At 66.0% G+C, this 23758-nt stretch carries 21 protein-coding genes; 11 read left to right on the top strand and 10 right to left on the bottom strand.

Annotated features, from left to right (window positions below; genetic code table 11):
- Positions 1-11: 11 nt before the first annotated feature.
- Complete coding sequence (locus HWX22_RS15935; protein ID WP_059692086.1) at positions 12-1046, bottom strand: AraC family transcriptional regulator; 1035 nt, start codon at positions 1044-1046, stop codon at positions 12-14.
- A gap of 137 nt (positions 1047-1183) precedes the next feature.
- Between HWX22_RS15935 and HWX22_RS15940 the strand changes: the two genes are divergently transcribed.
- The 6 genes from HWX22_RS15940 to HWX22_RS15965 all read left to right on the top strand — a co-directional run bounded on the left by HWX22_RS15940 (position 1184) and on the right by HWX22_RS15965 (position 8697).
- A complete protein-coding gene (locus HWX22_RS15940) occupies positions 1184-2317 on the top strand; it encodes an acyl-CoA dehydrogenase family protein (protein WP_175908839.1) in 1134 nt (377 codons plus the stop codon).
- Positions 2318-2506: 189 nt separating this feature from the next.
- Positions 2507-4213: an AMP-binding protein gene (locus HWX22_RS15945; RefSeq protein ID WP_175908840.1), complete on the top strand. Its 1707-nt coding sequence runs from the start codon at positions 2507-2509 to the stop codon at positions 4211-4213.
- Between the two features lie 109 nt (positions 4214-4322).
- Positions 4323-5852, top strand: coding sequence for a CoA-acylating methylmalonate-semialdehyde dehydrogenase (locus tag HWX22_RS15950; RefSeq protein ID WP_175915982.1), 1530 nt, complete (start codon positions 4323-4325; stop codon positions 5850-5852).
- An 18-nt stretch (positions 5853-5870) separates the two neighbouring features.
- Positions 5871-6773 (top strand): 3-hydroxyisobutyrate dehydrogenase, encoded by a 903-nt coding sequence (gene mmsB / locus HWX22_RS15955; RefSeq protein WP_059527008.1) that lies wholly within the window; start codon positions 5871-5873, stop codon positions 6771-6773.
- The gene (locus tag HWX22_RS15960; RefSeq protein ID WP_175908842.1) at positions 6770-7561 is read left to right on the top strand and encodes an enoyl-CoA hydratase; all 792 of its coding nucleotides are present in this window, start codon (positions 6770-6772) and stop codon (positions 7559-7561) included. The genes mmsB and HWX22_RS15960 overlap by 4 nt, the downstream gene beginning before the upstream one ends.
- Positions 7558-8697, top strand: a complete 1140-nt coding sequence (locus tag HWX22_RS15965) for an enoyl-CoA hydratase/isomerase family protein (protein WP_175908843.1) — start codon at positions 7558-7560, stop codon at positions 8695-8697. The genes HWX22_RS15960 and HWX22_RS15965 overlap by 4 nt, the downstream gene beginning before the upstream one ends.
- Positions 8698-8769: 72 nt before the next feature.
- On the opposite strand, the gene HWX22_RS15970 is transcribed toward HWX22_RS15965, so the two are convergent.
- The gene (locus tag HWX22_RS15970; RefSeq protein WP_059526999.1) at positions 8770-9675 is read right to left on the bottom strand and encodes a LysR family transcriptional regulator; all 906 of its coding nucleotides are present in this window, start codon (positions 9673-9675) and stop codon (positions 8770-8772) included.
- A gap of 177 nt (positions 9676-9852) precedes the next feature.
- On the opposite strand from HWX22_RS15970, the gene HWX22_RS15975 reads away from it, so the two are divergent.
- The gene (locus tag HWX22_RS15975; protein ID WP_175908844.1) at positions 9853-11391 is read left to right on the top strand and encodes an MFS transporter; all 1539 of its coding nucleotides are present in this window, start codon (positions 9853-9855) and stop codon (positions 11389-11391) included.
- A 35-nt stretch (positions 11392-11426) separates the two neighbouring features.
- Here the strand turns inward: HWX22_RS15975 and HWX22_RS15980 are convergent, their stop codons facing one another.
- Both HWX22_RS15980 and HWX22_RS15985 read right to left on the bottom strand, forming a co-directional pair.
- Positions 11427-12008, bottom strand: a complete 582-nt coding sequence (locus HWX22_RS15980) for an HD domain-containing protein (RefSeq protein WP_175908845.1) — start codon at positions 12006-12008, stop codon at positions 11427-11429.
- Between the two features lie 85 nt (positions 12009-12093).
- Positions 12094-12651, bottom strand: a complete 558-nt coding sequence (locus HWX22_RS15985; protein WP_175908846.1) for a helix-turn-helix transcriptional regulator — start codon at positions 12649-12651, stop codon at positions 12094-12096.
- 282 nt (positions 12652-12933) lie between these two features.
- On the opposite strand from HWX22_RS15985, the gene HWX22_RS15990 reads away from it, so the two are divergent.
- The gene (locus HWX22_RS15990; protein WP_175908847.1) at positions 12934-14337 is read left to right on the top strand and encodes a DUF308 domain-containing protein; all 1404 of its coding nucleotides are present in this window, start codon (positions 12934-12936) and stop codon (positions 14335-14337) included.
- A 303-nt stretch (positions 14338-14640) separates the two neighbouring features.
- Positions 14641-15372 carry a ribonuclease T2 gene (locus tag HWX22_RS15995; RefSeq protein WP_175915983.1) on the top strand — a complete coding sequence of 244 codons (732 nt, stop codon included), beginning with the start codon at positions 14641-14643 and terminating at the stop codon, positions 15370-15372.
- Between the two features lie 67 nt (positions 15373-15439).
- Here the strand turns inward: HWX22_RS15995 and HWX22_RS16000 are convergent, their stop codons facing one another.
- The 6 genes from HWX22_RS16000 to HWX22_RS16025 all read right to left on the bottom strand — a co-directional run bounded on the left by HWX22_RS16000 (position 15440) and on the right by HWX22_RS16025 (position 20800).
- Positions 15440-16075, bottom strand: coding sequence for an isochorismatase family cysteine hydrolase (locus tag HWX22_RS16000; protein ID WP_175915984.1), 636 nt, complete (start codon positions 16073-16075; stop codon positions 15440-15442).
- A 379-nt stretch (positions 16076-16454) separates the two neighbouring features.
- On the bottom strand, positions 16455-17537 hold the full coding sequence (locus HWX22_RS16005; protein WP_175915985.1) for an ArsO family NAD(P)H-dependent flavin-containing monooxygenase: 1083 nt from the start codon (positions 17535-17537) through the stop codon (positions 16455-16457).
- Positions 17538-17618: 81 nt separating this feature from the next.
- Positions 17619-19382, bottom strand: a complete 1764-nt coding sequence (gene arsA, locus HWX22_RS16010) for an arsenical pump-driving ATPase (RefSeq protein WP_175908850.1) — start codon at positions 19380-19382, stop codon at positions 17619-17621.
- A gap of 9 nt (positions 19383-19391) precedes the next feature.
- Positions 19392-19760 (bottom strand): arsenite efflux transporter metallochaperone ArsD, encoded by a 369-nt coding sequence (arsD, locus tag HWX22_RS16015; RefSeq protein WP_175908851.1) that lies wholly within the window; start codon positions 19758-19760, stop codon positions 19392-19394.
- On the bottom strand, positions 19757-20236 hold the full coding sequence (locus tag HWX22_RS16020) for a GNAT family N-acetyltransferase (RefSeq protein WP_175915986.1): 480 nt from the start codon (positions 20234-20236) through the stop codon (positions 19757-19759). Before HWX22_RS16020 ends, arsD begins: the two co-directional genes overlap by 4 nt.
- A gap of 18 nt (positions 20237-20254) precedes the next feature.
- Positions 20255-20800 carry an aspartate carbamoyltransferase gene (locus HWX22_RS16025; protein ID WP_175915990.1) on the bottom strand — a complete coding sequence of 182 codons (546 nt, stop codon included), beginning with the start codon at positions 20798-20800 and terminating at the stop codon, positions 20255-20257.
- Between the two features lie 532 nt (positions 20801-21332).
- Between HWX22_RS16025 and HWX22_RS16030 the strand changes: the two genes are divergently transcribed.
- Both HWX22_RS16030 and HWX22_RS16035 read left to right on the top strand, forming a co-directional pair.
- Positions 21333-22382, top strand: coding sequence for an acetyl-CoA C-acyltransferase (locus tag HWX22_RS16030; protein ID WP_175915987.1), 1050 nt, complete (start codon positions 21333-21335; stop codon positions 22380-22382).
- Positions 22383-22640: 258 nt separating this feature from the next.
- Positions 22641-23633 carry a dienelactone hydrolase family protein gene (locus HWX22_RS16035; protein WP_244135230.1) on the top strand — a complete coding sequence of 331 codons (993 nt, stop codon included), beginning with the start codon at positions 22641-22643 and terminating at the stop codon, positions 23631-23633.
- Positions 23634-23758: the final 125 nt, after the last annotated feature.

The raw sequence follows: 23758 nt of genomic DNA on the forward strand, positions 1-23758 counted from the left end.
AGGCCGCGGATTCAGCCGGCGCCGCCGCCGCGCGCGAGCGCTTCTTCCCGATATTCGGCCGGGCTGCGCCCGCTCCATTTGCGAAACGCGCGGTAGAACGCGCTCGGTTCCGCGAAACCGGTGGCCGCCGCGACGTCGGCGATGGTCCGCGACGGATCGGCCAGCGCCTCGAACGCGAGGTCGCGCCGCAGCGTGTCCTTGATCGCCTGGTACGCATGGCCTTCCTGGTGCAGCTTGCGGCGCAGCGTCGCCTCGGCGACGTGCAGTCGCGCGGCCATCCCGTCGGCGCCGGGCCACGCGGCGGGCGGCATGCCGCGCAGCACGGTGCGCACGCGTTGCGCGAGCGCGTTCGGGTTGCGGTACTTGACGATGAAGCTGGCCGGCGCGTTGCGCAGAAACGTTTTCAGCGTCCTGGCGTTCTGCACGACCGGCAGCGTCGCGAATTCGGGATCGAAATCGACATACGAATCGGGCTGGTTGAACCGCATGTCGTCGCACAGCATCGACGGATATTCGTGGTCGGCCGGCGGCGTGTCGCAGCGGAAGCTCGCGTGCAGCAGCGGGATGCGCCGCCCGATCAGCCAGCAGGTCAGCCCGTACACGATGATGAAATAGGTCGCGTACGTGAACATCGCGGGCGTCGCGGTGCTGTTGCGGTGCACGAAACGCAGCCGCACGCGCTGCGGGTTGGCGTCGAGCTCCGCGTGCAGGTCGTCGAGCACGCAGTGCATGAAATTCACCGCGCGCGCCATCGCGTGCAGCCCGTCCTGCGCGGACAGCGCCGCCTGGCTCATCGCGATGAAGCTGCCGCTGCGCATCGGATGGCGATCCTGCCCGAAAAACTCGTCGTCGAGCGCGCGCGCAATGGCGTTCCACAGCGCGCCGTATTGCTGCGCGGACACCCGCGCACGCGGCTGCGCGAGCAGCGCGGGCGCGATGCCGGCCTGCGCGAGCAGCGGCTCGGCCGCGACGCCGCGCCGGGTGGCGAGCGCGACGCTGTAGGCGACGAGGCTGATCGCAACGGTTCCCTTGTCTTCCTGCTTCATCGAAGCCGCCGGTATGGCAAAAACGCTCAGTGTAAATGAGCGCCGCGAGCATCGAACAGTCGCGCGCGCTTGCCTACACTTGTTGCATCGAAACGAAAGGTCGGTCGCGGCACGCGGCCGCGGGAGACAGCAGCGCCATGGACGAGCTTTACACCGAAGACCAGCGGATGATCCGCGACGCCGCGCGCGCTTTTGCCACCGAGGTGCTGGCACCGAACGCCGCGCAGTGGGACCACGACGCGCACCTGCCCGACGCCGTCGTCGCGCAGCTCGGCGAACTCGGCCTGCTCGGGATGATCGTGCCGCAGGAGCTGGGCGGCGCGTATACGGATTACGTCGCCTACGCGCTGGCGATGGAGGAAATCGCCGCCGGCGACGCCGCATGCGCGACGATGATGAGCGTGCACAACTCCGTCGGCTGCGGGCCGATCCTCGGCTTCGGTACGCCCGCGCAGAAGGATCGCTGGCTGGCCGAGATGGCGGCAGGCCGCATCATCGGCGCGTTCTGCCTGACCGAGCCGCAGGCCGGCTCCGAGGCCAACAACCTGCGCACGCGCGCGGAACTGCGCGACGGCAAGTGGGTGCTGAACGGCGCGAAGCAGTTCGTGACCAACGGCCAGCGTGCCGGGGTCGCGATCGTTTTTGCCATGACCGACCCGGAAGCCGGCAAGCGCGGCATTTCCGCGTTCCTGGTGCCGACCGACACGCCGGGCTTCATCGTCGGCAAGCCGGAAAAGAAGATGGGCATCCGCGCATCCGACACCTGCCCGATCACGTTCGAGAACTGCGCGATTCCGGAAGAAAACCTGCTCGGCAATCGCGGCGAAGGATTGAAGATCGCGCTGTCGAACCTGGAAGGCGGGCGCATCGGCATCGCCGCGCAGGCGCTCGGCATCGCGCGCGCCGCGTTCGACAAGGCGCGCCGCTATGCGGGCGAGCGCGTGCAGTTCGGCAAGCCGATCGCCGAGCATCAGGCGATCCAGCAGAAGCTCGCCGACATGGCCACGCAGATCAACGCGGCGCGCCTGCTCGTGCATCACGCGGCGAAGCTGCGCACAGCCGGGCTTCCGTGCCTGTCCGAAGCATCGCAGGCGAAGCTGTTCGCGTCCGAAATGGCCGAGCGCGTGTGTTCGGATGCGATCCAGATTCACGGCGGTTACGGCTATCTCGCCGATTACGAAGTCGAGCGTCACTATCGCGACGCGCGCATCACGCAGATTTACGAGGGCACCAGCGAAGTGCAGCGGATGGTGATCGCGCGACAGCTTTGAGTCCTGAATCGCGACGCGCGCCGCACCGGCAATCACACAAACAAATAAGGCAGGCAGGGCACGAAGGCAGCGCGGCAAACGCGGCACGCAACGACGTGACCGTGCGCCGCGCGACACGGAACCGTGCATGCGCCGCGGCGCGTGCACGGTTGACCGCTGGGCATGGAGACTCGAGACGGAGACGACACGATGACGGTACAGGCATTCCTGGACGCACGCGACTTTCTGCTGCGTCATCGCACCGACTACGAAACCGCGTACCGCGATTTCGAATGGCCGGTGCTCGATGCGTTCAACTGGGCGCTCGACTACTTCGACCCGATGGCGCGCGGCAACGACAAGCCCGCGCTGTGGATCGTCGACGCGGCAACCGGCACGGGCGACCCGTATTCGTTCGCGCAGATGTCCGAGCGCTCGTCGCGGATCGCGAACTGGCTGCGCGGCATCGGCGTCGTGCGCGGCGACCGGATCCTGCTGATGCTGCCGAACCGTGTCGAGCTGTGGGACGCGATGCTCGCCGCGATGAAGCTCGGCGCGATCGTGCTGCCCGCGACCACGCAGCTGTCGGCCGACGACGTGCGCGATCGCGTGCAGATCGGCGGCGCGAAATACGCGATCGTCGACGAGAGCGAAACCGCGAAATTCGAACAGGCCGATCTCGGCCTCGAGCAGAAAATCGTCGCCGGCGCGCCGCGCGCGGGCTGGCTCGCGATGAACGACGGCTACGCGGCGAGCGCCGCATTCGAGCCGGACGCCGTCACGCATGCGAACGATCCGATGCTGCTGTACTTCACGTCGGGCACGACGTCGAAGCCGAAGCTCGTCGAGCATACGCACCGCACCTATCCCGTCGGGCACCTGTCGACGATGTACTGGGTCGGCCTGCAGCCGGGCGACATCCACTGGAACATCAGCTCGCCGGGCTGGGCGAAGCATGCGTGGAGCTGCTTCTTCGCGCCGTGGAACGCGCAGGCGTGCGTGTTCGCGTTCAACTACGCGCGCTTCGAGCCGAAGGTGGTGCTCGACGCGCTCGTCAAATACCAGGTGACCACGCTATGCGCGCCGCCGACCGTGTGGCGCATGCTCGTGCAGCAGCCGCTCGCGTCGTTCGACGTGAAGCTGCGCGAGATCGTCGGCGCGGGCGAGCCGCTGAATCCCGAGATCATCGAGCGCGTGAAGAAGGCGTGGGGCATCACGATTCGCGACGGCTACGGCCAGACCGAGACGACCTGCCTGATCGGCAACACACCAGGCCAGCCGGTCGTCGCCGGTTCGATGGGCCGCCCGCTGCCCGGTTACCGGATCGCGCTGCTCGACCCGGACGGCGCGCCCGTCAGCGAAGGTGAGGTCGCGCTGCCGATCGGTGCGGGCGTGATGCGTCCGGTCGGGCTGATGACCGGCTATGCGAACAATCCCGACGCGACCGCCCACGCGATGCGCGATGGCCATTACCGCACGTCGGACATCGCGATGCGCGGCGACGACGGCTACTACGTCTACATCGGCCGCGCGGACGACGTGTTCAAGTCGTCCGACTACCGGCTGAGCCCGTTCGAACTGGAAAGCGTGCTGATCGAGCATCCGGCGATCGCGGAAGCGGCCGTCGTGCCGAGCCCGGACCCGGTGCGGCTGTCGGTGCCGAAAACCTTCATCACGCTGCGCCAGGGCTACGAGGAAAGCCCCGCGCTCGCGCTGGAGATTTTCCGCTTCTCGCGCGAGAAGCTCGCGCCGTACAAGCGCATCCGCCGCCTGCAGTTCGCGGAGCTGCCGAAGACCATCTCGGGGAAGATTCGCCGCGTCGAGCTGCGCCGCCGCGAGATCGAGCGCGGCGACGATGCGGCCACGCGGATGCCCGGCGAATACTGGGAAGAAGATTTCGCCGCGGAACTGAAATGACCTGTCGCGGGCCATGCGCGCCGCATGTCGCGGCCGTCGCCCGCAACACCGATTGAACCGGCCGCGCGTGGCATGACGCTACACGGCCCACTGCAAGGAGAGTGCATCGATGAACGCGAATCCGACGCCCCGCACGGGGCAAGACGTGCCGACGGTCAAGCTGCTGATCGACGGCGCCTTCGTCGAGTCCACCACGAGCGAGTGGCGCGACATCGTCAATCCGGCGACGCAGCAGGTCCTCGCGCGCGTGCCGTTCGCGACCGTCGCGGAAGTCGACGCGGCCGTGCAGGCCGCGCACGCCGCGTATGCGACGTGGAAGAACACGCCGGTTTCCGCGCGCATGCGCATCATGCTGAAGTTCCAGGATCTCGTGCGCGCGAACCTGCAGCGCATCGCGAAGACGCTGACGGCCGAGCAGGGCAAGACGCTGCCCGACGCCGAAGGCGACATCTTCCGCGGCCTCGAAGTGGTCGAGCACGCGTGCTCGGTCGGCACGCTGCAGCTCGGCGAATTCGCGGAGAACGTCGCGGGCGGCGTCGACACCTACACGCTGCGCCAGCCGCTCGGCGTGTGCGCCGGCATCACGCCGTTCAACTTCCCCGCGATGATTCCGCTGTGGATGTTCCCGATGGCGATCGTGTGCGGCAACACGTTCGTGCTGAAGCCATCGGAGCAGGATCCGATGTCGACGATGGAGCTCGTCGAACTCGCGATCGAGGCCGGTGTGCCGAAGGGCGTGCTGAACGTCGTGCACGGCGGCAAGGAAGTGGTCGACGCGATCTGCACGCATCCGCTCGTGAAGGCGATCTCGTTCGTCGGCTCGACGGCCGTCGGTACGCACGTGTACAACCTCGGCAGCCAGCACGGCAAGCGCGTGCAGTCGATGATGGGCGCGAAGAACCACGCGATCCTGCTGCCCGACGCGAACCGAGAGCAGGCGATCAACGCGCTGGTCGGCGCCGGCTTCGGCGCGGCCGGCCAGCGCTGCATGGCGACCTCCGTCGCCGTGCTCGTCGGCAACGCGCGCGACTGGCTGCCGGACATCGTCGCGAAGGCGAAGCTGCTGAAGGTCAATGCGGGCTCGGAAGCGGGCACCGACGTCGGCCCGGTGGTATCGCGCGGCGCGAAGGCGCGCATCCTGTCGCTGATCGACACGGGCATCAAGGAAGGCGCGAAGCTCGAACTCGACGGCCGCGACGTGAAGGTCGCCGGCTTCGAGGAAGGCAACTTCATCGGGCCGACGATCTTCTCCGGCGTGAAGACCGACATGACGGTCTACACGCATGAAATCTTCGGGCCGGTGCTGGTCGTGATGGAAGTCGACACGCTCGACGACGCGATCGCGCTCGTCAATGCGAACCCGATGGGCAACGGCGTGGGCATCTTCACGCAGAGCGGCGCGGCCGCGCGCAAGTTCCAGAGCGAGATCGACGTCGGCCAGGTCGGCATCAACATTCCGATTCCGGTGCCCGTGCCGTTCTTCAGCTTCACCGGCTCGCGCGGCTCGAAGCTCGGCGATCTCGGCCCGTACGGCAAGCAGGTCGTGCAGTTCTATACGCAGACGAAGACGGTCACCGCGCGCTGGTTCGACGACGACACGACGGCCGGCCCCGTGAACACGACGATCCGGCTGCATTGAGCCGGGGAGGACACGAACATGAAGATCGGATTTATCGGGCTGGGTCACATGGGTGCGCCGATGGCGCTGAACCTGCTGAAGGCCGGCCATGAAGTGCACGCGTTCGACCTGAGCGCCGACGCATTGCGTGCGCTGCAGGACGCCGGCGCGCAGGTGGCCGCGTCGCCGCGCGATGCGGCATCGGGCGCGGCGTTCGTGATCACGATGCTACCGGCCGCGCCGCACGTGCGCTCGGTGCTCGCCGGCGAGAACGGCGTGCTGGCCGGCCTCGGCGCCGGCGCGACCGTGATCGATTCGAGCACGATCGACCCGGCGAGCGCGCAGGCGTTCGGCGCGCTCGTGCGCGAGCACGGCGGCGCGTTCGTCGATGCGCCCGTGTCGGGCGGCACCGGCGGCGCGGCGGCCGGCACTCTGACCTTCATGGTCGGCGGTAGCGATGCCGATTTCGAGCGCGTGAAGCCCGTGCTCGCCGGCATGGGCAAGAACATCGTCCATTGCGGCGCGACGGGCATGGGGCAGGTCGCGAAGGTCTGCAACAACCTCGTGCTCGGCATCTCGATGGCGGCCGTGTCGGAGGCGATGTCGCTCGGCGTCGCGCTCGGCATCGACCCGAAGGTGCTGGCGGGCATCGTCAACACGTCGACGGGCCGCTGCTGGAGCTCGGACACCTACAACCCGTATCCGGGCGTGATCGACACCGCGCCGTCGTCGCGCGGCTACAGCGGCGGCTTCGGCACCGACCTGATGCTGAAGGATCTCGGCCTCGCGAACGACGCCGCGAAGCAGGCGCGCCAGCCCGTCTATCTCGGCGCGCTCGCGCAGCAGCTTTACCAGACGATGAGCAGCCGCGGCGACGGGCAACTCGATTTCTCGGCGGTGATCCGCCTGTACCAACCGGCTACGAAGAAGGACGCCTCATGATCGAACTGGACTACGTCGACGACGGCGCGATCGCGTGCGCGACGCTCAAGCGTCCGCCCGCGAACGCCTTTACCGCCGACGGGCTGCGGCAACTGCAGGACACCGTCGCCGAATTGAACGCGAACCCGCGCGTGCGCGCGTTGGTGATCACCGGCGACGGCCCGAAGTTCTTCAGCGCGGGCGCCGATCTCAACACGTTCGCCGACGGCGACCGCGCGGTCGCACGCGCGATGGCCGCGCGCTTCGGCGCGGCGTTCGAGACGCTGCATGACGCGCGCGTCGTGACGATCGCGGCGATCAACGGCTACGCGATGGGCGGCGGCCTCGAATGCGCGCTCGCGTGCGACCTGCGGATCGCCGAGACACACGCGCAGATGGCGCTGCCCGAACCGTCGGTCGGCCTGCTGCCGTGCGGGCTCGGCACGCAGACGCTGCCCTGGCTCGTCGGCGAAGGTTGGGCGAAGAAGATCATCCTGGCCGGCACGCGCGTCGACGCGGCAACGGCGCTCAGGATCGGCCTCGTCGAGGACGTGGTCGAAAGCGGCGCGGCGCGCGATGCGGCGCTGGCGCTCGCGCGCAACGTCGCGCGGCAGAGCCCGCACGCGGTTGCATACAGCAAGGAACTGATCGGCCTCGCGCGTCGCGGCGTGCCGCGCGGCGCGGCGCTCGCGGTCGAGCGCGAACGCTTCGTCGACCTGTTCGACACGAACGATCCGCGCGAAGGCGTGGCCGCGTTTCTCGGCAAGCGCGCGCCGCAATGGCATACCGATGGAGAGCCGCAACGATGAGCACGCCGGTCACGACTCATGGCAGTTTCGCGCAACCCGCGCCGGAGGTACTGTTCCGCGTGGTGAACCGCGTGGCGCTCATCACGCTGAACCGGCCGGCCGCGCTCAATGCGTTGTCCTATCCGATGATCGGCGAGCTGGCCGCGCGTCTCGAACGCTGCCGCACCGACGACCAGATCGTCGCGGTCGTGCTGCGCGGCGCGGGCGAGAAGGGTTTCTGCGCGGGCGGCGACGTGCGCGCGCTGCACCGGATGGTCGCGCAGCGCGAGACCTGGCTGCCGTTCTTCGTCGACGAGTACCGGCTCGATCATGCGATCCACACGTTCCCGAAGCCGATCGTCGCGCTGATGGACGGCGTGACGATGGGCGGCGGAATGGGCCTTGCGCAAGGCGCGGCGCTGCGCGTCGCGACCGAGCGCAGCAAGATCGCGATGCCGGAGACGCGCATCGGCCTCGTGCCCGACGTCGGCGCGACGCATTTCCTGTCGCGCATGCCGGTCGAACTCGAACTGTACGTGGGGTTGACGGGCGCAATGCTGTCGGGCGCCGATGCGCTGACCGCGAAGCTCGCGGACCTGTGCGTGCCGTCGTCGTGGCTCGATACGTTCGAGACGCGCATCGAGAGCGTCAAGTGGGACGGCGACGTGCTGCCGGCGCTGCGCAAGGTGTTCGAGCCGCCGTGCAACGTCGTGCCGCATTCGGCGCTCGACAGCCAGATGGCGTGGATCGTTCGTCACTTCGACAAGCGCTCGACAGTCGAACGGATCGTCGCGACGCTGAAGCAGGATCTTGAACGCGACGAGCTGGCGCGCGAACACCGTCAATGGCTGCAGGCGACGCTCGACGCACTCACCGGCCATTCGCCGACGATGCTGTGCGTGACGCGCGAAGCGCTGCTGCGTGGCCGTCAGATGACGCTGGCCGAGTCGTTCCGGATGGAGCTCGGCATCGTGGCGCGCGCGATCGAGGAGGGCGACTTCTGCGAAGGCGTGCGCGCGCATCTCGTCGACAAGGATCGCAAGCCGCGCTGGGCGCCGGCGTCGCTCGTCGAGCTGCGTGCCGAGCGCGTGCGGCATTTCCTGACGTCGCCGTGGAAACTGTTCGCGCATCCGCTCGCCGATCTCGGCGCGGCGTGAAGTGACGCGATGTGCCGACGCGCCCGTGCGGCGCGTCGGCTTCACCCCGTTTTTCTTTCCGCGCTTTCGCGCTCAGCGCTCGATCATCGGCGGCACAGCCTGCACGAGCGCGTCGATCACGCAGCGCGTCTTGCGCGGCAGGTAGCGCGTTTTCGGCCAGATCGCGTGGATGTCGCCTTCGCACACGAAGCAGCGATCGAGCACGACAACCATCTCGCCGCGCTTCACGTAATGATCGAGCAGCCAGCTCGGCAGCCACGCGATTCCGAACCCCGAGGCGCCTGCCGCTGCGATCGCCTGCACGTCGTCGAAACTGAGCTGGTGCGGCATGTCGATGCGCACCGTCGAGCCGTCCGGCGCGCGCAGGTCCCACGGCTGCACGACGCCCGAACGTGAATACGCGATCGTCCGGTGGTGCCTGAGGTCGTCGAGCGATTGCGGTATCCCGTAGCGCGCGAGATACGACGGCGCCGCGCCGAGACTGCCGTATTGCGTGCCGAGCCGCCGCACCGCGAGGCTCGTGCTGTCCGCGAGCGTGCCGATCCGCACCGCGAGGTCGATCCCTTCCTCGATCAGATCGACGAAACGGTCCGTGATCGACACGTCGATCCGCAGATGCGGATAGGTGCGCGCGAGGTCGAGCACGATCGGCGTCACGCAGTGATGCCCGAATGCGAGCGGCACGCTCAGCCGCAGCTTGCCGCGCGCTTCGTTGCGGCCGCTATCGAGATCGGCTTCGGCCGCTTCCAGCTCCGCCAGCGCGCGCACGCAGCGGTCGTAGTACGCCTGGCCGTCGTCCGTCAGGCTCTGGCTGCGGGTCGTGCGCTGCAGCAGCCGCGCGCCGAGCCGCTTCTCGAGCCGCGCGATCGCCTTGCCGACCGCCGAGCGCGTCATGTCGAGCCGTTCCGCGGCGAGCGCGAAGCTGCCGGATTCCACGACCTGGACGAAGGTCGTGACGCCGTCGAGTCTGTCCGTCATGGCAGGATGGGTTGATTGCGTCCTGTGATTCCCCAGTCTGGAGAAACGGTCGCGTCAATGGGGAGGGAAATTCTCACTATAGTACCGATTCCCGTTCAGCGTGCGTTGCCGGCCGCACGCGGCGCATCTTTCTTATCTGGAGGCGCGCGGCCTGTCGCGGGCCGTCGCGCAATACGCATGACGCTATCCGACTCCCGCAGGAATGCGGTCGCGCTCGCGGCCGTCTGTCTCACGTCGCTGATGTTCGGCCTCGAGATCTCGAGCGTGCCGGTGATCCTGCCGACGCTCGAACACGTGCTGCACGGCGACTTCAACGGCATGCAGTGGATCATGAACGCGTACACGATCGCGTGCACGACGGTGCTGATGGCGGCCGGCACGCTCGCCGACCGGTTCGGCCGCAAGCGCGTGTACGTGATCGGCACCGTGCTGTTCGGCGCGACGTCGTTGCTGTGCGGGCTCGCGCCGAACGTGCCGGTGCTCGTCGCGGGCCGGCTGCTGCAGGGCGCGAGCGGCGGCGCGATGCTGATCTGCCAGATTGCGGTGCTGTCGCACCAGTTCCGCGAAGGGCGCGAGCGCGGTCGCGCGTTCGGAATCTGGGGGATCGTGTTCGGGATCGGTCTCGGCTTCGGGCCGATCGTCGGCGGCGCGATCGTCGCGCTGGCGAGCTGGCCGTGGGTGTTCCTCGTGCATGCGCCGCTCGCGGCCGTCGCGCTCGTGCTGATCGGCGGCGCGGTGCAGGAGTCGCGCGATCCGCATGCGGGCACGCTCGACGTCGCGGGCATCGTCACGCTGTCGCTGGCCGTGCTCGGTCTCGCGTTCTATATCACGCAGAGCGCGGAGCTGGGGCTCACGAGCGCGGCCGGGCTCGGCGTGCTCGGCGCGACCGTGCTCGCGCTGGCCGGCTTCTTCATCGCGGAGCGCATAAGCGCGCGGCCGATGTTCGACTTCTCCGTGTTCCGGATTCGCGCGTTCACCGGTGCGATCTTCGGCTCGATGGGGATGAACTTCAGTTTCTGGCCATTCATGATCTACCTGCCGATCTGGTTCCAGGTCGCGCTCGGCTACGACAGCGTGACGGCCGGCCTCGCGCTGCTCGCGTACACGCTGCCGACGCTCGTCGCGCCGCCGGTCGGTGAGCGGCTCGCGCTGCGCTACGGGCCCGGTGTCGTGATTCCGGGCGGCCTGTTCACGATCGCGGCCGGGTTCGCGCTGATGCGGATCGGCAGCGGCATCGAGCATGCCAGCTGGCTCACGATGCTGCCAGGCTGCGTGATCGCCGGCATCGGGCTCGGGCTCACCAATACGCCCGTCACGAACACGACGACGGGCGCGGTGCCGAGTTCGCGGGCCGGGATGGCGTCGGGCATCGACATGAGCGCGCGGATGATCTCGCTCGCGCTGAACATCGCGGCGATGGGCTTCGTGCTGGTCGCGGGGATCGTCGCGAGCCTGAAGGCGGGCGTCGCGGGGGCGGTCGATGCGGGAACGCTGCGCATGCTGGCGCAGCAGATCGCGTCGGGCCGCACCGACGGGCTGCAGGCGATCGCGCCGGCGCTCGCAAAGGCCGACCCGACCGGCACGGCGCTGCACGCGGCGCTCGTGCACGGGTTCGGCTGGGTGATGGTGTACGGGGCGGCCGGCGTGGCCGTGCTCGCGACCGCGAGCGCGGTGGCGTTCGCGCCGGCAAGGCGCAGGGCGGCGGTGTGCGAATGATGCGCGCAGTGTCGCGCGCGGCCGGTTCCGCGCGCTTACGCGCCGTCGCCGCGAGCGTCGATCCGGCGTTGCGTGTCCGCGTCGACGATCGCGCGGATCGCACCGAATAGCGGCGCCGCGTCGGTGTAGCGCCGGCCGTAGCCGAGGTTGAACGCGTAGTCGAAATCCGGCGGATTGCTACCTTGGTTGTGCTGGAGGATCGTTTCGAGCTTGTCGAGTGCCTTCGCGGCGCGCGCTTCCGATGAGGCCGCCGCCTCGTATTCGTCCCACAGTGCGACGATCTCGTCGCGCAGCGCGCGATCGAGCCCGGCCGTCAGCGTCAGCAGGTCGTCGCGTTCATGCGTGCTCTTGTCCGGATGCGCGGCCTGCTCGATCGCGGGGATGTCGCCGTGCAGCGCTTCGCCGAGATCGTGGACGACGCACAGCTTCAGCAGCTTTGTCGTGTCGACGTCCGGCAGCGCATCGGCGAACACGAGCGCCATCAGGCACAGCCGCCAGCTGTGTTCGGCCGTGCTTTCGGCGCGCCCGGTCGACGTATGGCCGCTGCGCAGCACGTCTTTCAGGCGTTCGGCTTCGCGCAGGAAATCGAGCCGCGCGTGGATCGTGTCGAGGTTCATGGCAGTGAAGTGCTTGAATCGAGCCTTCAAGCGTACGTCGCGCGGACGCGATGCGTCCACGCATGAAATATGCGTGCCGCGCTTGCTACAGCGTTTCGACGAGCCGCGCGGCGGAGCCGTCCGACAGCGTCATCCGCGTCCATCGGCAGGTGCTGCCGCGGATCGGCACGATGCGCGACGCATTGGCGCCGGTCGCGAACTCGACGCTCGGCGGCCCCGCGCGATCGTGCCAGCCGAACGGGTCGAGCGCGGCTTCCATGCGGACGATTTCCGGCGTCGCGTAGCGCCACAGCGATGTGCCGAGCAGCATCGGCAGCGGCCGCGAAAACTCGGCCGCGCGCGACGGCGAGCACGCGAGTAGACGATGCGTAAGGTCGCACACTAGATGCATACGGACCGTGCTGCTCGCGATAAGCCGGGCGAGCGCGTGGTCGCCGGCCGAATCGAGACGCGCGGCAAGCAGCCGCTCGGCCATCGCGCGCTCGTCGGGCGACATCTGCTGGATGCCGGCTTCCCAGCGCGAAATCGTCGATTGCGCGACGCCGAACAACTCGGCCGCGTGGCTCTGCTTCATGCGATGCAGCGTGCGCCAACGCTTGAGTTGCGGGCCGAGCGGCGGGGTGTGAAGCGGTGAGGCGGGCATGTTCGTGTTCCGTTCGGGATGCGGGCCGTGCTGGCGCCGCGTTGCGAAATGGATGAATCGGCCGTTATTCCAAGGGTGCCTGGATCACGAAGAGCGTGACGTCGGGCGCTCTGACTCGCCGGAATTGTTTTCGCCAGGCTTTCAACCAGCTCCTCCATATCTTATTATTCGGCGAAAGCGGAGCGCGCCGGCTGCCATTGTGCATGTCGAGGCATGATGCGGCGGTCGGCATGACAGGAGATGCGTGCCAGCGCGTATCCCGAAAATACATACGAGGGCGCCATGGTACGACTGGTCTTGCTGCTGCTGGGCATCGAATATCTGCGAACGCGCTGGCGCGGGCTGACCGTGCTGGGCTGGCTGTGGGTCGTCGCGGGCGTCGGCATCTTCGTCGACGCGCTCGATGGTGCGCTGCATTTTCCGATCGAACTGTTCGCGTGGCTGTTCCTGATCGAGGGGCTCGCGACGCTCGCGGTGGCCGGCAGCGGCGTCGGCGGGCAGCGCATCCTGCGCTACGTGAAGGGCATCGCGGTCGTGGTGGCTGCCGGGCTCGTGTTCGCGGGCCATCATCACGGCCACTTCCTGTTGTCGATGATCTTCGGCACGCTGTTCCTCGTCGACGGGCTGCTGCAGTGCACGTCCGCGTGGATGGTGCGTTATCGGCGCTGGAACGTCGCATTCGCGTGGGGCGTCGTCGAGATCCTGCTCGCGGTCTTCTTCTATCAGCCGTATCCGACCCATTATGTGGGCACCGTGCCGTACTGCCTCGGCCTGCTGCTGATGTTCGGCGGGATGCACATGCTGAGCCTTGCCGCGCGCGTGCGGCGGCTGACGCGCAACCCCGCGTTCGTGACGTCGCCGGCGCCGTCGATCGTGCCGGACATCGACGCGGCGCCCGACATCCCGCGCTTCACGCAAGCCGAATGGGACGGCCCGCCGGCCGACCACGAGCACGCGCTGACCGTGCACGTGTGGACGCCGACCGGCACGTCGAAAGCCGAAGCCCAGCGCTATCCGGTGATCGACCGCTACATCGCGGCGGTGGACGTCAACGGCGTGATCTCCACGGGTCATGCGGCGCTGGAGTCGCCCGAGGGCATCTACATCAGCCTCTATCCGGCCGTCGAGATCGATCGTTCTCCGGATGAATTCACGCGGATCCTCCGTGCGACGCGCGAGAACGACGTGCCGGGCCTATTCCAGCCCGACTATGCGACCGAGTCGAAAGCGTGGTGTCCGTCGACCGTGCGCGTGCGGATCCGCAATTACGATCCGGCGAAGCTGGCCGCATTCTGGTCGTCGTATCGGCAGACCGTCACGTACAACCTCACGCACCGCAACTGCTCGAGCACCGTGTCGAATGCGCTCGAAGCGGCGCTGGACGGCGCGGTGTGGCGGCTCAGGGGCACGCGGGCCGGGTGGGGCGCATTCATCCGGCTGCTGCTCACGCCCGAGCTGTGGGTCGCCGCGCAGATCCGCAAGCGTGCGGTGACGATGGCCTGGACGCCCGGGCTCACGCTCGACTATGCGCGCGCGCTCAGCATGCTCGCCGATCCGCGGCCGTTCGCGTGGTGGAAGGTCGCGCGCTCGGCCGTGAAGGCGATCATGGCGTCGCGCCGCGCGTGGCGCGAGCAGGACAGTGCGGCGCTGTCGCCGGGTGGCTCGGAAGCCGCGTCGGTGAAATAATCGCGTGGCGCCTGTCTCGCGCGTGCGTGCACGCAGCTCGGTAGCGGGTCGTCAGCGCGGGGGTGTCGTCGGTGAGCACATGGCTTCGCCCGTTTCCGATCTCGACGCGGTATGGCTTGCCCGGCCGCGTGGCCGTCATCGTGGGGAGGATCCGTTGCAGGAAACAAGAGGTTCGGCGTTGCACTACGAATTCCTTCGTCCACCTTCATATTGATGCAACGTTGCGCAGGCAACAATCGCGGGCAGACATTCGACAATCTTGCGGCGCATTCCGCGACCGCAAGCCTTTTCCGAGGAAACGCCATGCTCAAGACGCTCGCCCGCGCCGCGGCCGCACTCGCCGTCGCATCCGCCTCGCTGCACGCCGTCGCGCAGACCAGCTACGACTACCTATTGCTCGCGGCTTCGTGGGAGCCCGGCTTCTGCGCGTCGCACGACACGCCGGAATGTACGAACCTTGCCGGCACGTACGCGGCGACGAGCCTGTCGCTGCATGGCCTGTGGCCGAACAGGTACGACGGCAACCAGCCGTTCTACTGCGGCGTGCCGCAGAGCGACGTCGATCTCGACAATGCGCACCAGTGGTGCAACATGGATGCATATCCGATCAGCACCGCGACCCGCAACACGCTGTCGACCTACATGCCGGGCGTGGCGTCGTGCCTCGACAAGCACGAATGGTTCAAGCACGGCACCTGCTCGAATTCGGCGTCGCCGGACGCATACTGGAACGAGGCGGCAGGCATGATCAGCCGGCTCGGCAACACGTCGTTCAACGCGTTCCTGCAGGCGAACGCGGGTAAGACCGTGACACGCAATCAGCTGCTGTCCGCGTTCGAAGGCGCGTTCGGCAGCAATACGCGCAGCGCGGTGTCGCTGAAGTGCACGAAGACGAACGGCGTCAGCTATTTCACGGAAGCGTGGATCGCGGTCAAGACGAATGCGACTACCCAGTTTCCGAGTGCGGCGTCGCTCGTGACGGACGGGAATACGCAGGGCACGTGTCCGACGTCGGGCGTGTATATCGCGAAGTAGCGCGCGAAGTTGCGCGGGGTGCGCCGGTCGGGTGCGTTCCGGCCGGCATGGTGCGGGTGTTGCGTGTTTATGCGAGCAGTCGGAGTGCGTCTGTGAGCGACAGCACCGTCGTGCGCGTCTCGAACGCCGTCGCGAACAGATGCTCGTGCACGACCTCATCCGGGTCGTAGCAGCAGTCCTTCACCGTATACAGCCGGAAATCCGCATCGCTTGCGTGCGCAACCGACGACAGCACGACGCCGGTCGACGCGATCCCGACGAGGATCAGCGTGTCGATGCCCTGCGCGACGAGCCGTGCCTGCAAGTCGGTGCGAAAGAACACGCTCGCGCGATGTGCGATGGTCAGCGGCTCGTTGTCCAGCCGCCCGAGTTCCGGGCACGGGCCGTCGTCGACGAACAGGCCGAGTTGCTTGATTCCTTGGCCGTTCTTGTTGCGTGGACTGACCTCCGGATAGCCGGGGCTGAAGTGGAGATTCGCGAAACAGACATGGACGCCGCCCGCCCGGGCTGCATCGCACAGCTTGCGCGTGTTGGCGAGCAGGGTGGGGGCGACCGATGGGAAGAGACCGAGGATGTCGGTCTGGTAGTGCATGACGATCAGTGCGGTTTGCGCGGGCACGATCGGGGGAATCGGTGTGTGCGTCCGGCTTTCCGCGTTGGCGTTATGAGTCGTTGCGAGATCTGAAGCGTGTTCCGGTTGCATGACTGATGCTCTCCCATGAGTCATTTCGGTGTCTCAGAAAATCGATCGCTCGTTATACGTCGTCAACCATTTCAGTGCAAGCGTGTCGGAACTCGGTCAACATGGCCGGACATGCAATCTCGTCGGGCGAGTGGAGAGGGCGTTGACGACTGTTTTCGGCTGAGGCCGGTCAGTCGCCAGCAACACCAGATGACGATGCGAGTGTCCGATCAAAGCAAAGGAACGGCCCCATTTTTTTTTTAAATTTGTCTTCATCATGCCCTGCGCGAGGCACCTCGGAAACCGCGGCTCGGCATCGATTCCCCAAGCGCCTGCCACATGACCGAGATGTGGCGTGGCAGGTAAAAGGGACGATGCCTGATTTGCGATGCCTCGTCGGCTACGGTGCCGACCCGTTGCTCGGTTGTATGGGATGCAGATATTGGGCTATGCCATACGCCGCTTCCCGCGCGCCACGCATTACACCGATGAGCGTAGCCGAGGCGGCCCCGCACCACTCGCCGTAGCCGACCAGCCACAAGCGTTTTTCGTCTCTGGCGTGCGTCCCATCTGTCCCCGGCAAGCCCTCGACGTCACGGATCCGTAGCGGGTCAAGATGTTTGAGTGCGGGGCGGAACCCGGTGCACCAGATCACGACATCGATGCGGGAATGCCTGCCGTCGCTCCAGACGACGCCATCCGTGTCGAATCGGCTGAACGGACGTATTGCATGCAGCACGCCTCGCACACGCGCCTCCCGTACAGGAGGCACCATGACGATGTCGCCCAAACCACCTACTGGTGCCGTGATCGTGTGCCCATCGCGTAGAGCCTGCCATTTGGCGGTCGCGCGTTCGAACAAGACCCGGCCATCCACGTCGTCCGGAAGAAAATCAGGTTCCTGCAGCGTCACCCACGTAGCGTTGCAGACCGTTGATACCTCCGCCAAGATCTGTGCGCCCGAGTTGCCGCCACCCACTACCAGCACGGATCGTCCGCGCAGGTCGTCCGGATTGCGATACTGCGCCGAATGCATCTGACGACCACGAAAGATCTCGCGTCCAGGATAGTCGGGTACATACGGTGCGCTCCAGGTACCGGTTGCACTCACGACCGCCCTGGCGAGCCATTCCCCGTGATCGGTACCGACCAGCAAGCCACCCTGAATCCGTGAAACGGATTCGACATGAACTGTGCGCCGGACAGGTATGTGATAACGCTCCTCATATCGCGCCAGATAGTCGATGACCTCGTTGCGCGACGGGTACGTGTCGCGCGATACGGGCATCTGCCAGCCTGGCAGCGAACTCCATTGCGCCGGCGAAAACAGATGTAGCGAGTCCCAGGTATGTCGCCATGCGCCTCCTGGGGCGCTCTGGTTATCCAGCACGAGATAGTCGAGCCCCGCACGACGCAGGAAGTAGGCGGTGGCAAGCCCGGCCTGGCCACCGCCGATGACTACAACATCAAGGTCTGCAGGCATGCGCTTTCGTCCCATCTCCTGATACGAATTCCGGCGGTCACGCGGCCCATTGAGCTTAAAGGCGGTGGACGGTGCACTGCACTACTTGGTGGCCCGCGACGTAATCACGTGCTCGAGGCCAGCTGGCCCGACCGGTGCCTCGGCGAGCCACGGAATGAGCGCGGTGCGCTGCGCCAGATCGTCCGCCACGCGGCGCACGAACGGCACCTCGTAAGTGCCCCGCTGGCACAGCATCGGGTCGGTCGTACCGCTCGCCAGCAACGACTGGTTGATGACCCACGCGTACGGCGTAATTCCCGCGCGCGCGAGGTCGGCGCTCAGCCGTTCCGCTTCGTGAACGGGCGTCGCTTCCGGCAACGTGACGATGAGAATCCGGCTGTAGTTCGGGTCGCGCAAGCGCGGCAGCAGCTGGCGGACCGACTCCGGCATGTCGCCCTGGGTGCGCATCACTTCGCGGTGATAGGCCTCTGCTGCGTCCAGCAGCAGAATGGTGTGCCCGGTCGGCGCGGTGTCCAGCACCACAAAGCCTGACTTGCCTTGATCGACCGTGCGCGCGAAAGCCCTGAAGACGGCGATTTCCTCCGTGCAGGGCGAGCGCAGATCTTCTTCGAGCATCGCCCGGCCGCCCGCATCGAGATGGGATGCCGCTTTGCCCAGCACTTCTTCGGTGTACTGCTGCACTTCGCGCACCGGGTCGATGCGCGTGACGCTTAGCCGAGGCACGACGCCATCGACGGTCGCGGCCACATGCGAGGCCGGGTCGGTGGTCGAGAGGATCACGTCGTGTCCGCGGCCCGCCAGCGCGACTGCGATTGCCGCCGCTACCGTGGTCTTGCCCACGCCGCCTTTGCCCATCGTCATGATCACGCCGTGGCCCGCCGCTGACAGCTCATCGACGAGGCCGCCCAGGCCCGGCGGCAAGATGGTTTCGGGCATCCGGCGTTCGGTCGGCATGCGCACGCGCTCGGGATGCGCCATGTCGCACAGCGCGTCCAGCCCGACCGTGCCGCGCGGCAGAAACGGAATGCGCGTCTGCGGTAAGCCAGCCAACTCGCACGGCATGTCGGCCAGTGCCTGTTGCGCGCGTTGCGCCATGGCGGTCGCAATCGCGTCGTCGGTGCGGTCTGTGGCGAAGAGGCCGTTGATCGCCAGCACCAGGTTGCGAATGCCGAGTTCGGCCAGCTCGTGCCGCGTGCGATTCGCTTCGCGCAGTGCGGCGACTTCGGGCCGGCTCACCAGGACGACGGTCGTTTGCGCTGCGCTCGACAGGCGTTCGACGGTCGCCGCGTACAGCGCCTTCTGCTTTTCCAGTCCGGCTAACGGCCCGAGGCAGGAGGCACCGCCCGTCGACGACGAGATGAACTCGTTCCACGCTGAAGGCAAGGTCAGGAGGCGCAGCGTGTGCCCCGTCGGCGCCGTATCGAAAATTACGTGATCGAAATCGGCCGTCGCGGCCGGGTCGCCGAGCAGTTTGGAGAATTCATCAAAGGCCGCAATCTCGACCGTGCAGGCGCCGGAAAACTGCTCTTCCATATTGCGGATCGCCGTCGTGGGCAAGACGCCGCGATAGGGTCCGACCATTCTTTCACGGTAGGCATGCGCGGCCGCTTCGGGGTCGATATTCAACGCGAACAGGCCCGGCGCGCCAGGCACCGGCGTCGGCAACTGACTCAAGCTGACGCCGAGTACCTCGTCGAGATTGGAGGCCGGGTCCGTGCTGACGATGAGCACCCGCTTGCCGGCATGTGCCATGGCGAGACCGGTGGCACAGGAAAGCGAAGTCTTGCCGACGCCGCCTTTTCCGGTGAAAAAGAGATATCGGGTTTGCGTTTCAGGCAGGGACATGGTCGCTCTCTAGCAACAGCCTGAGCCCGGCGCGCGGCAGCTGCCGGCCTTGATGTGCGGTTTTTCCGCCGTGGTCAGCGCGATGCCGAGTTTCCGCACAAGCTGCTGGCGCGACGGATACATGCCCGTCGATACGATGTGACCATCGATCACGAGGATCGGCAGTCGTTCCATGCCGGCTTCCATTTCCTTGACCACCGCGGAGTTGGCGGCGAACGCCTGCGGTTCCTGGCCCAGGTTGTAGCGGGACACGGTGACGCCGTGTGCCTCGACCCATTTCAGGTCCGCGGCGAATTGCGCCAGCACGGGGTCCACATCGACACCGCAAACACCCGTCGAGCAACACATCGCGGGATCGAACACTTCGAGTTTCTTCATGGCAGGGCCTCGGAACAATCGGGATTCAGCGGTTTCCACAAGCACGGATGCGTCTGCGGGCAAAGGTGCGTGAATTCGGGCAGACCGCGAATCAGCTCGGGAACTTGGGTTCGCTCGATCTGCGTGAAGCCGCGCCGCGCAAAGAAGGTGCGGGCGGCCTCATCATTCGGAATAAGGTAAAGCGCGCGCAGCGATCGCGTTTGCGCTAGCGTAACGGAAGCGTCGATAAGACGGGTACCCAGACCGGATGCGCGCAGGCGCGGGTGAACGGCGATCGAACGCAACAGGGCCGCGTCGCCGGCTTGTTCCAGTCCCGCCACCCCGACGATCCCGGCGTCGCGCACGGCGACGTGGAAGCCGTCGAGGCTCCGTGCCGTGAGGTCGCTCGCCGGTAGCCCGCAGGTATCCAGCAACGCGCGGATACGGTCGAAGTCCGTGGCGGTTGCCCGGCGAATGTCCTCAACCGGCGTACTCATTTCAATCCTCCGCTGCGTTCATGGCGTCGAAGCGTCTGCCGGATGGTGATGCATCGCGCCCGGATCGTGCCCGGCCATCGCGTCGTGTCCGTGGTCGGACAGTTGGGCATCGAACCAGTCGTGCAGCGCGGCGACAAGACGAGGCTGCTCGCTGCGATACACGATTTCGCCGCCGCGGCGCACGTCGTGATAGTCGATAGTCAGCTCACCGCGTCGGGCCGCACGCAATACAGCGAGGCCCGGCATGTCGTTGCCGTGGATCTGCTCAGGCGCGCCAAAGTCTCCCGCCGAGAAGCGACGGGCGATCGCGGCGAGATGTCCGCGGATCAGCGCGGTCTGCCGCGCGTCGGGGCGCTTCGTGACGACCCGCTGGATGCCGCCGTCGGCCGTCTTCGTGAAGATGTGGGTGGTGGCCGCGAGCGAGAACAGCATCACGTCCGCGCCGTGTTGGGCGACCTCCTTCTGGCGTGCGGTGGCATCGGCAAGGGCGAACGGCGAAACAACCGCCATGCCGAGCAGGACCAGAATCGATGCAGCGACGACTGTTGCTGAACGGCGTTTCATGGAATATCCCACCTGGAATCGTGCCGGAGCCTGGCGCCGGCATCCTGTTCGACGGTTGAGTGAAATCATACGGCGGGCACGCGCTTCTTCGCTCTACCGGGTGGATACCGGCATGACGCGATCGCGACTACGTGAATTCATGGCAATCGCAGCGACTGCGACCGCAGACACGATGGAGAGGAGCCGCACCGTCCACGCGACGGCCCCGTAATCCCGATCGATGTCTTTCAAGGCAACCTCCCTGATCTGTCGCTGATGGTGGCTCGATCATCACCGTGATTCAGGTTGCCGGGCGATGATGGTGGGCGCGTTGATACACGTCAAGATGGCTAGGACCGCCCCTGGACATCATGAAAGGCACATTTCGTCCGCGAACAGACCTGTCCCGATGACCACGCCTCCGTACAGGATTGCGGCATCCAAACTTGAAGAAATACGGCACTGTCTTTGACAGCATCCCCCCGCAACCGCATTGCGGGCACGATCTGCCGTACCACCCTGAGTTCGTACGATTCCTTTGAGGAGTAATGCCATGAGCAACGTTGACGTCGTCTTGTGCAGCCCGGTACGCACCGCGATAGGAACTTATGGTGGGACGCTCAAGGACGTAGCGGCACCAACGCTTGGCGCTGCCGTTATCCGCGAAAGCCTCAAGCGCGCCGGATTCCCGCCTGCCAAGATTCAATCGCTGGTCATGGGCAACGTCATTCAGGCGGGTGTGAAAATGAACCCGGCACGGCAGGCTGGCATCGCTGGAGGCTTGCCGGTCGAAGTTCCCGCGCTCACGGTTAACCGCGTGTGTGAGTCAGGCGCGCAGGCAATTGCCAGCGCGGCCAACGAAATCTGGGCCGGCATGATCGACTGCGCGGTCGCAGGGGGTATGGAAAACATGGACTGCGCCCCTTACCTGCTGCCGCAGGGACGCTGGGGCGCGCGGATGGGCGATGTGACACTGTTCGACAGCATGCTGCTCGATGGACTCAACGATGCTTTCAGCGGTCAGCATTCCGGTTGGCACACCGAGGATCTCGTCATGAAGTGCGGCATCTCGCGAGAAGACCAGGATCGATGGGCGCTTCGCTCCCAGCAGCGTTTCGCGAAGGCCCAGGCCGCAGGTCTCTTCGATGCCGAGATCGCGCCGCTGGAGATTCCAGGTCGCAAGGGAGCGACGGTCTTTGACCGCGATGAGCACAACCGGCCAGACACCAGCGCCGAATCGCTTGCCAAGCTCAAGCCGGCTTTTCGCAAGGACGGGACGATTACCGCGGGCAATGCGCCCGGCTTGAACAGTGGGGCGGCTGCGATGCTTGTCGCCGGGCGCGCCTGGGCCGAAAGCAATGGCCTGACACCGATGGCACGGCTGGTCAGTTATGGCGTGGGAGCGGTGGAGCCGAGTTTGTTCGGACTCGGCCCCATTCCGGCAGTGCGACAGGCCATCGCACGCGCTGGCTGGTCTGTCGCCGACGTGGATTGCGTGGAAATCAACGAGGCGTTCGCGGCGATCGCCTTGGCTTGCTCGCGTGAACTCGGCTTCGCGGAAGTGACGGTTGCAGGTGCTGCGGTGGGTTGCGTGCTCATGTGACCGGGAAAAGCTGCTTTGGCCGCCCGAGTTTAACAGTGGGCCGGACGGGGCCGCACGAAGTTTGCCATCCGGCCATGGGGCGCCGTTCGTCCTTACCGCAACGGGGGCATCTGAGTGCCGGATAGACTCCTGTCAGCGGTCGTTCGCACTCCCGGCCGCCAAGGCGATCAGGGATATGCGATCACTGTGATCATCCGAAAGTAGACTAAGCTGATTGCATAGCGTGCGACGTGCGCGAACGATTGACAGGAGGCTCGTATGCTCGTCGTCGGAAAGCGCAACACATGGTTTTGTCACCTCCTATCAATTGCGAGCATGTTTCTTGTTGTCGGCTTGCCTGGGGTAGTGTTCGCGCAGGTCGCGCGAATGGAAGTGATTCCGTTTCAGTCCACCACGATGCCAGACGAGGAGTTTCTGAGCGGCTACGACTCAGGAAAGCCTGTGACAGTTGCTGGCGAACTCCGGCTTCCTCGCGGCGGAAGCGATCGCTTTCCGGCGGTAATCCTGCTTCATGGTTCTGGAGGTGTGTCCGGATACGTGACAGATTGGGAGCAGGAATTTCTTGCGATGGGTGTTGCCACTTTTGTGATCGACAGCTATTCCGGGCGTGGCATCGTCAATACGAACAATGACGAATCACAACTGGGCCGACTGGTGGAAACCGAGGACGCCTATCGTGCACTGGCGCTACTTTCAAAACACCCACGGATCGACCCGGACAGGATCATGCTCATGGGTTTTTCCAGGGGGGCACAAGCCGCGCTTGTTGCCGGTCTTAAGCGAATTCAGAGGGCTCATGCTGCTCTATCCAGCAGCGAATTCGTCGCGTATGTGGCGCTTTATCCGAATTGCAGTTGGACTTATCTTGACGAGGCAAATGTCGCTGACAGGCCGATTCGCGTCTTTCAGGGGGGCGCGGATGACTATGTCGCTGCTTGTCGCGCATATGTCGCCCGAGTCAAGGCAAGCGGGAAAGATATTCAGTTTACCGAATACCCTGGCGCAGGCCATTTGTTTGATTGGCGAGCACTGAAGCAGCCCATGACGCTTCCGCAAGCCCAGTCGACCCGAAACTGCCAGTTAGAAGAAGTAGATGGAGGCCAGATCATCAACGCGAAAACAAAACAACCCTTTACGTACAGTGACCCGTGTGTCGAACGTGGATATACCCTGTCCTACAACGAGAAGGCATCTTTCGAGGCTAGAAATGCGGTCCGATCGTTGGTCATCGAGGTCCTGAAGCCACACTAGGGAAACACTGATTAATAGGCGATCGCGCGAGGTGGTCGGCGATGTGGGCGGGGAATGGCCGGATACCGAAGCGAAGCGCCGCCCATTCGGAGAAGTTTGCCCCGAGGATGCACCTTATTTCTCGC

It is taken from the genome of Burkholderia sp. BCC1638 (genome assembly GCF_902833195.1).
Taxonomy (GTDB): domain Bacteria; phylum Pseudomonadota; class Gammaproteobacteria; order Burkholderiales; family Burkholderiaceae; genus Burkholderia; species Burkholderia diffusa.

Coding starts and splice junctions, on each gene's coding strand:
- HWX22_RS15980 (WP_175908845.1), bottom strand. CDS start 12,008: ATGAACCTCGACACGATCCACGCGCGGCTCGATTTCCTGCGCGAAGCC.
- HWX22_RS15985 (WP_175908846.1), bottom strand. CDS start 12,651: ATGCCCGCCTCACCGCTTCACACCCCGCCGCTCGGCCCGCAACTCAAG.
- HWX22_RS16035 (WP_244135230.1), top strand. CDS start 22,641: ATGCTCGTCGTCGGAAAGCGCAACACATGGTTTTGTCACCTCCTATCA.
- HWX22_RS15965 (WP_175908843.1), top strand. CDS start 7,558: ATGAGCACGCCGGTCACGACTCATGGCAGTTTCGCGCAACCCGCGCCG.
- arsD (WP_175908851.1), bottom strand. CDS start 19,760: ATGAAGAAACTCGAAGTGTTCGATCCCGCGATGTGTTGCTCGACGGGT.
- HWX22_RS15975 (WP_175908844.1), top strand. CDS start 9,853: ATGACGCTATCCGACTCCCGCAGGAATGCGGTCGCGCTCGCGGCCGTC.
- HWX22_RS16005 (WP_175915985.1), bottom strand. CDS start 17,537: ATGCCTGCAGACCTTGATGTTGTAGTCATCGGCGGTGGCCAGGCCGGG.
- arsA (WP_175908850.1), bottom strand. CDS start 19,382: ATGTCCCTGCCTGAAACGCAAACCCGATATCTCTTTTTCACCGGAAAA.
- HWX22_RS15960 (WP_175908842.1), top strand. CDS start 6,770: ATGATCGAACTGGACTACGTCGACGACGGCGCGATCGCGTGCGCGACG.
- HWX22_RS16000 (WP_175915984.1), bottom strand. CDS start 16,075: ATGCAACCGGAACACGCTTCAGATCTCGCAACGACTCATAACGCCAAC.
- HWX22_RS15970 (WP_059526999.1), bottom strand. CDS start 9,675: ATGACGGACAGACTCGACGGCGTCACGACCTTCGTCCAGGTCGTGGAA.
- HWX22_RS15945 (WP_175908840.1), top strand. CDS start 2,507: ATGACGGTACAGGCATTCCTGGACGCACGCGACTTTCTGCTGCGTCAT.
- HWX22_RS16020 (WP_175915986.1), bottom strand. CDS start 20,236: ATGAGTACGCCGGTTGAGGACATTCGCCGGGCAACCGCCACGGACTTC.
- HWX22_RS15950 (WP_175915982.1), top strand. CDS start 4,323: ATGAACGCGAATCCGACGCCCCGCACGGGGCAAGACGTGCCGACGGTC.
- HWX22_RS15990 (WP_175908847.1), top strand. CDS start 12,934: ATGGTACGACTGGTCTTGCTGCTGCTGGGCATCGAATATCTGCGAACG.
- HWX22_RS15935 (WP_059692086.1), bottom strand. CDS start 1,046: ATGAAGCAGGAAGACAAGGGAACCGTTGCGATCAGCCTCGTCGCCTAC.
- mmsB (WP_059527008.1), top strand. CDS start 5,871: ATGAAGATCGGATTTATCGGGCTGGGTCACATGGGTGCGCCGATGGCG.
- HWX22_RS15995 (WP_175915983.1), top strand. CDS start 14,641: ATGCTCAAGACGCTCGCCCGCGCCGCGGCCGCACTCGCCGTCGCATCC.
- HWX22_RS16030 (WP_175915987.1), top strand. CDS start 21,333: ATGAGCAACGTTGACGTCGTCTTGTGCAGCCCGGTACGCACCGCGATA.
- HWX22_RS16025 (WP_175915990.1), bottom strand. CDS start 20,800: ATGAAACGCCGTTCAGCAACAGTCGTCGCTGCATCGATTCTGGTCCTG.
- HWX22_RS15940 (WP_175908839.1), top strand. CDS start 1,184: ATGGACGAGCTTTACACCGAAGACCAGCGGATGATCCGCGACGCCGCG.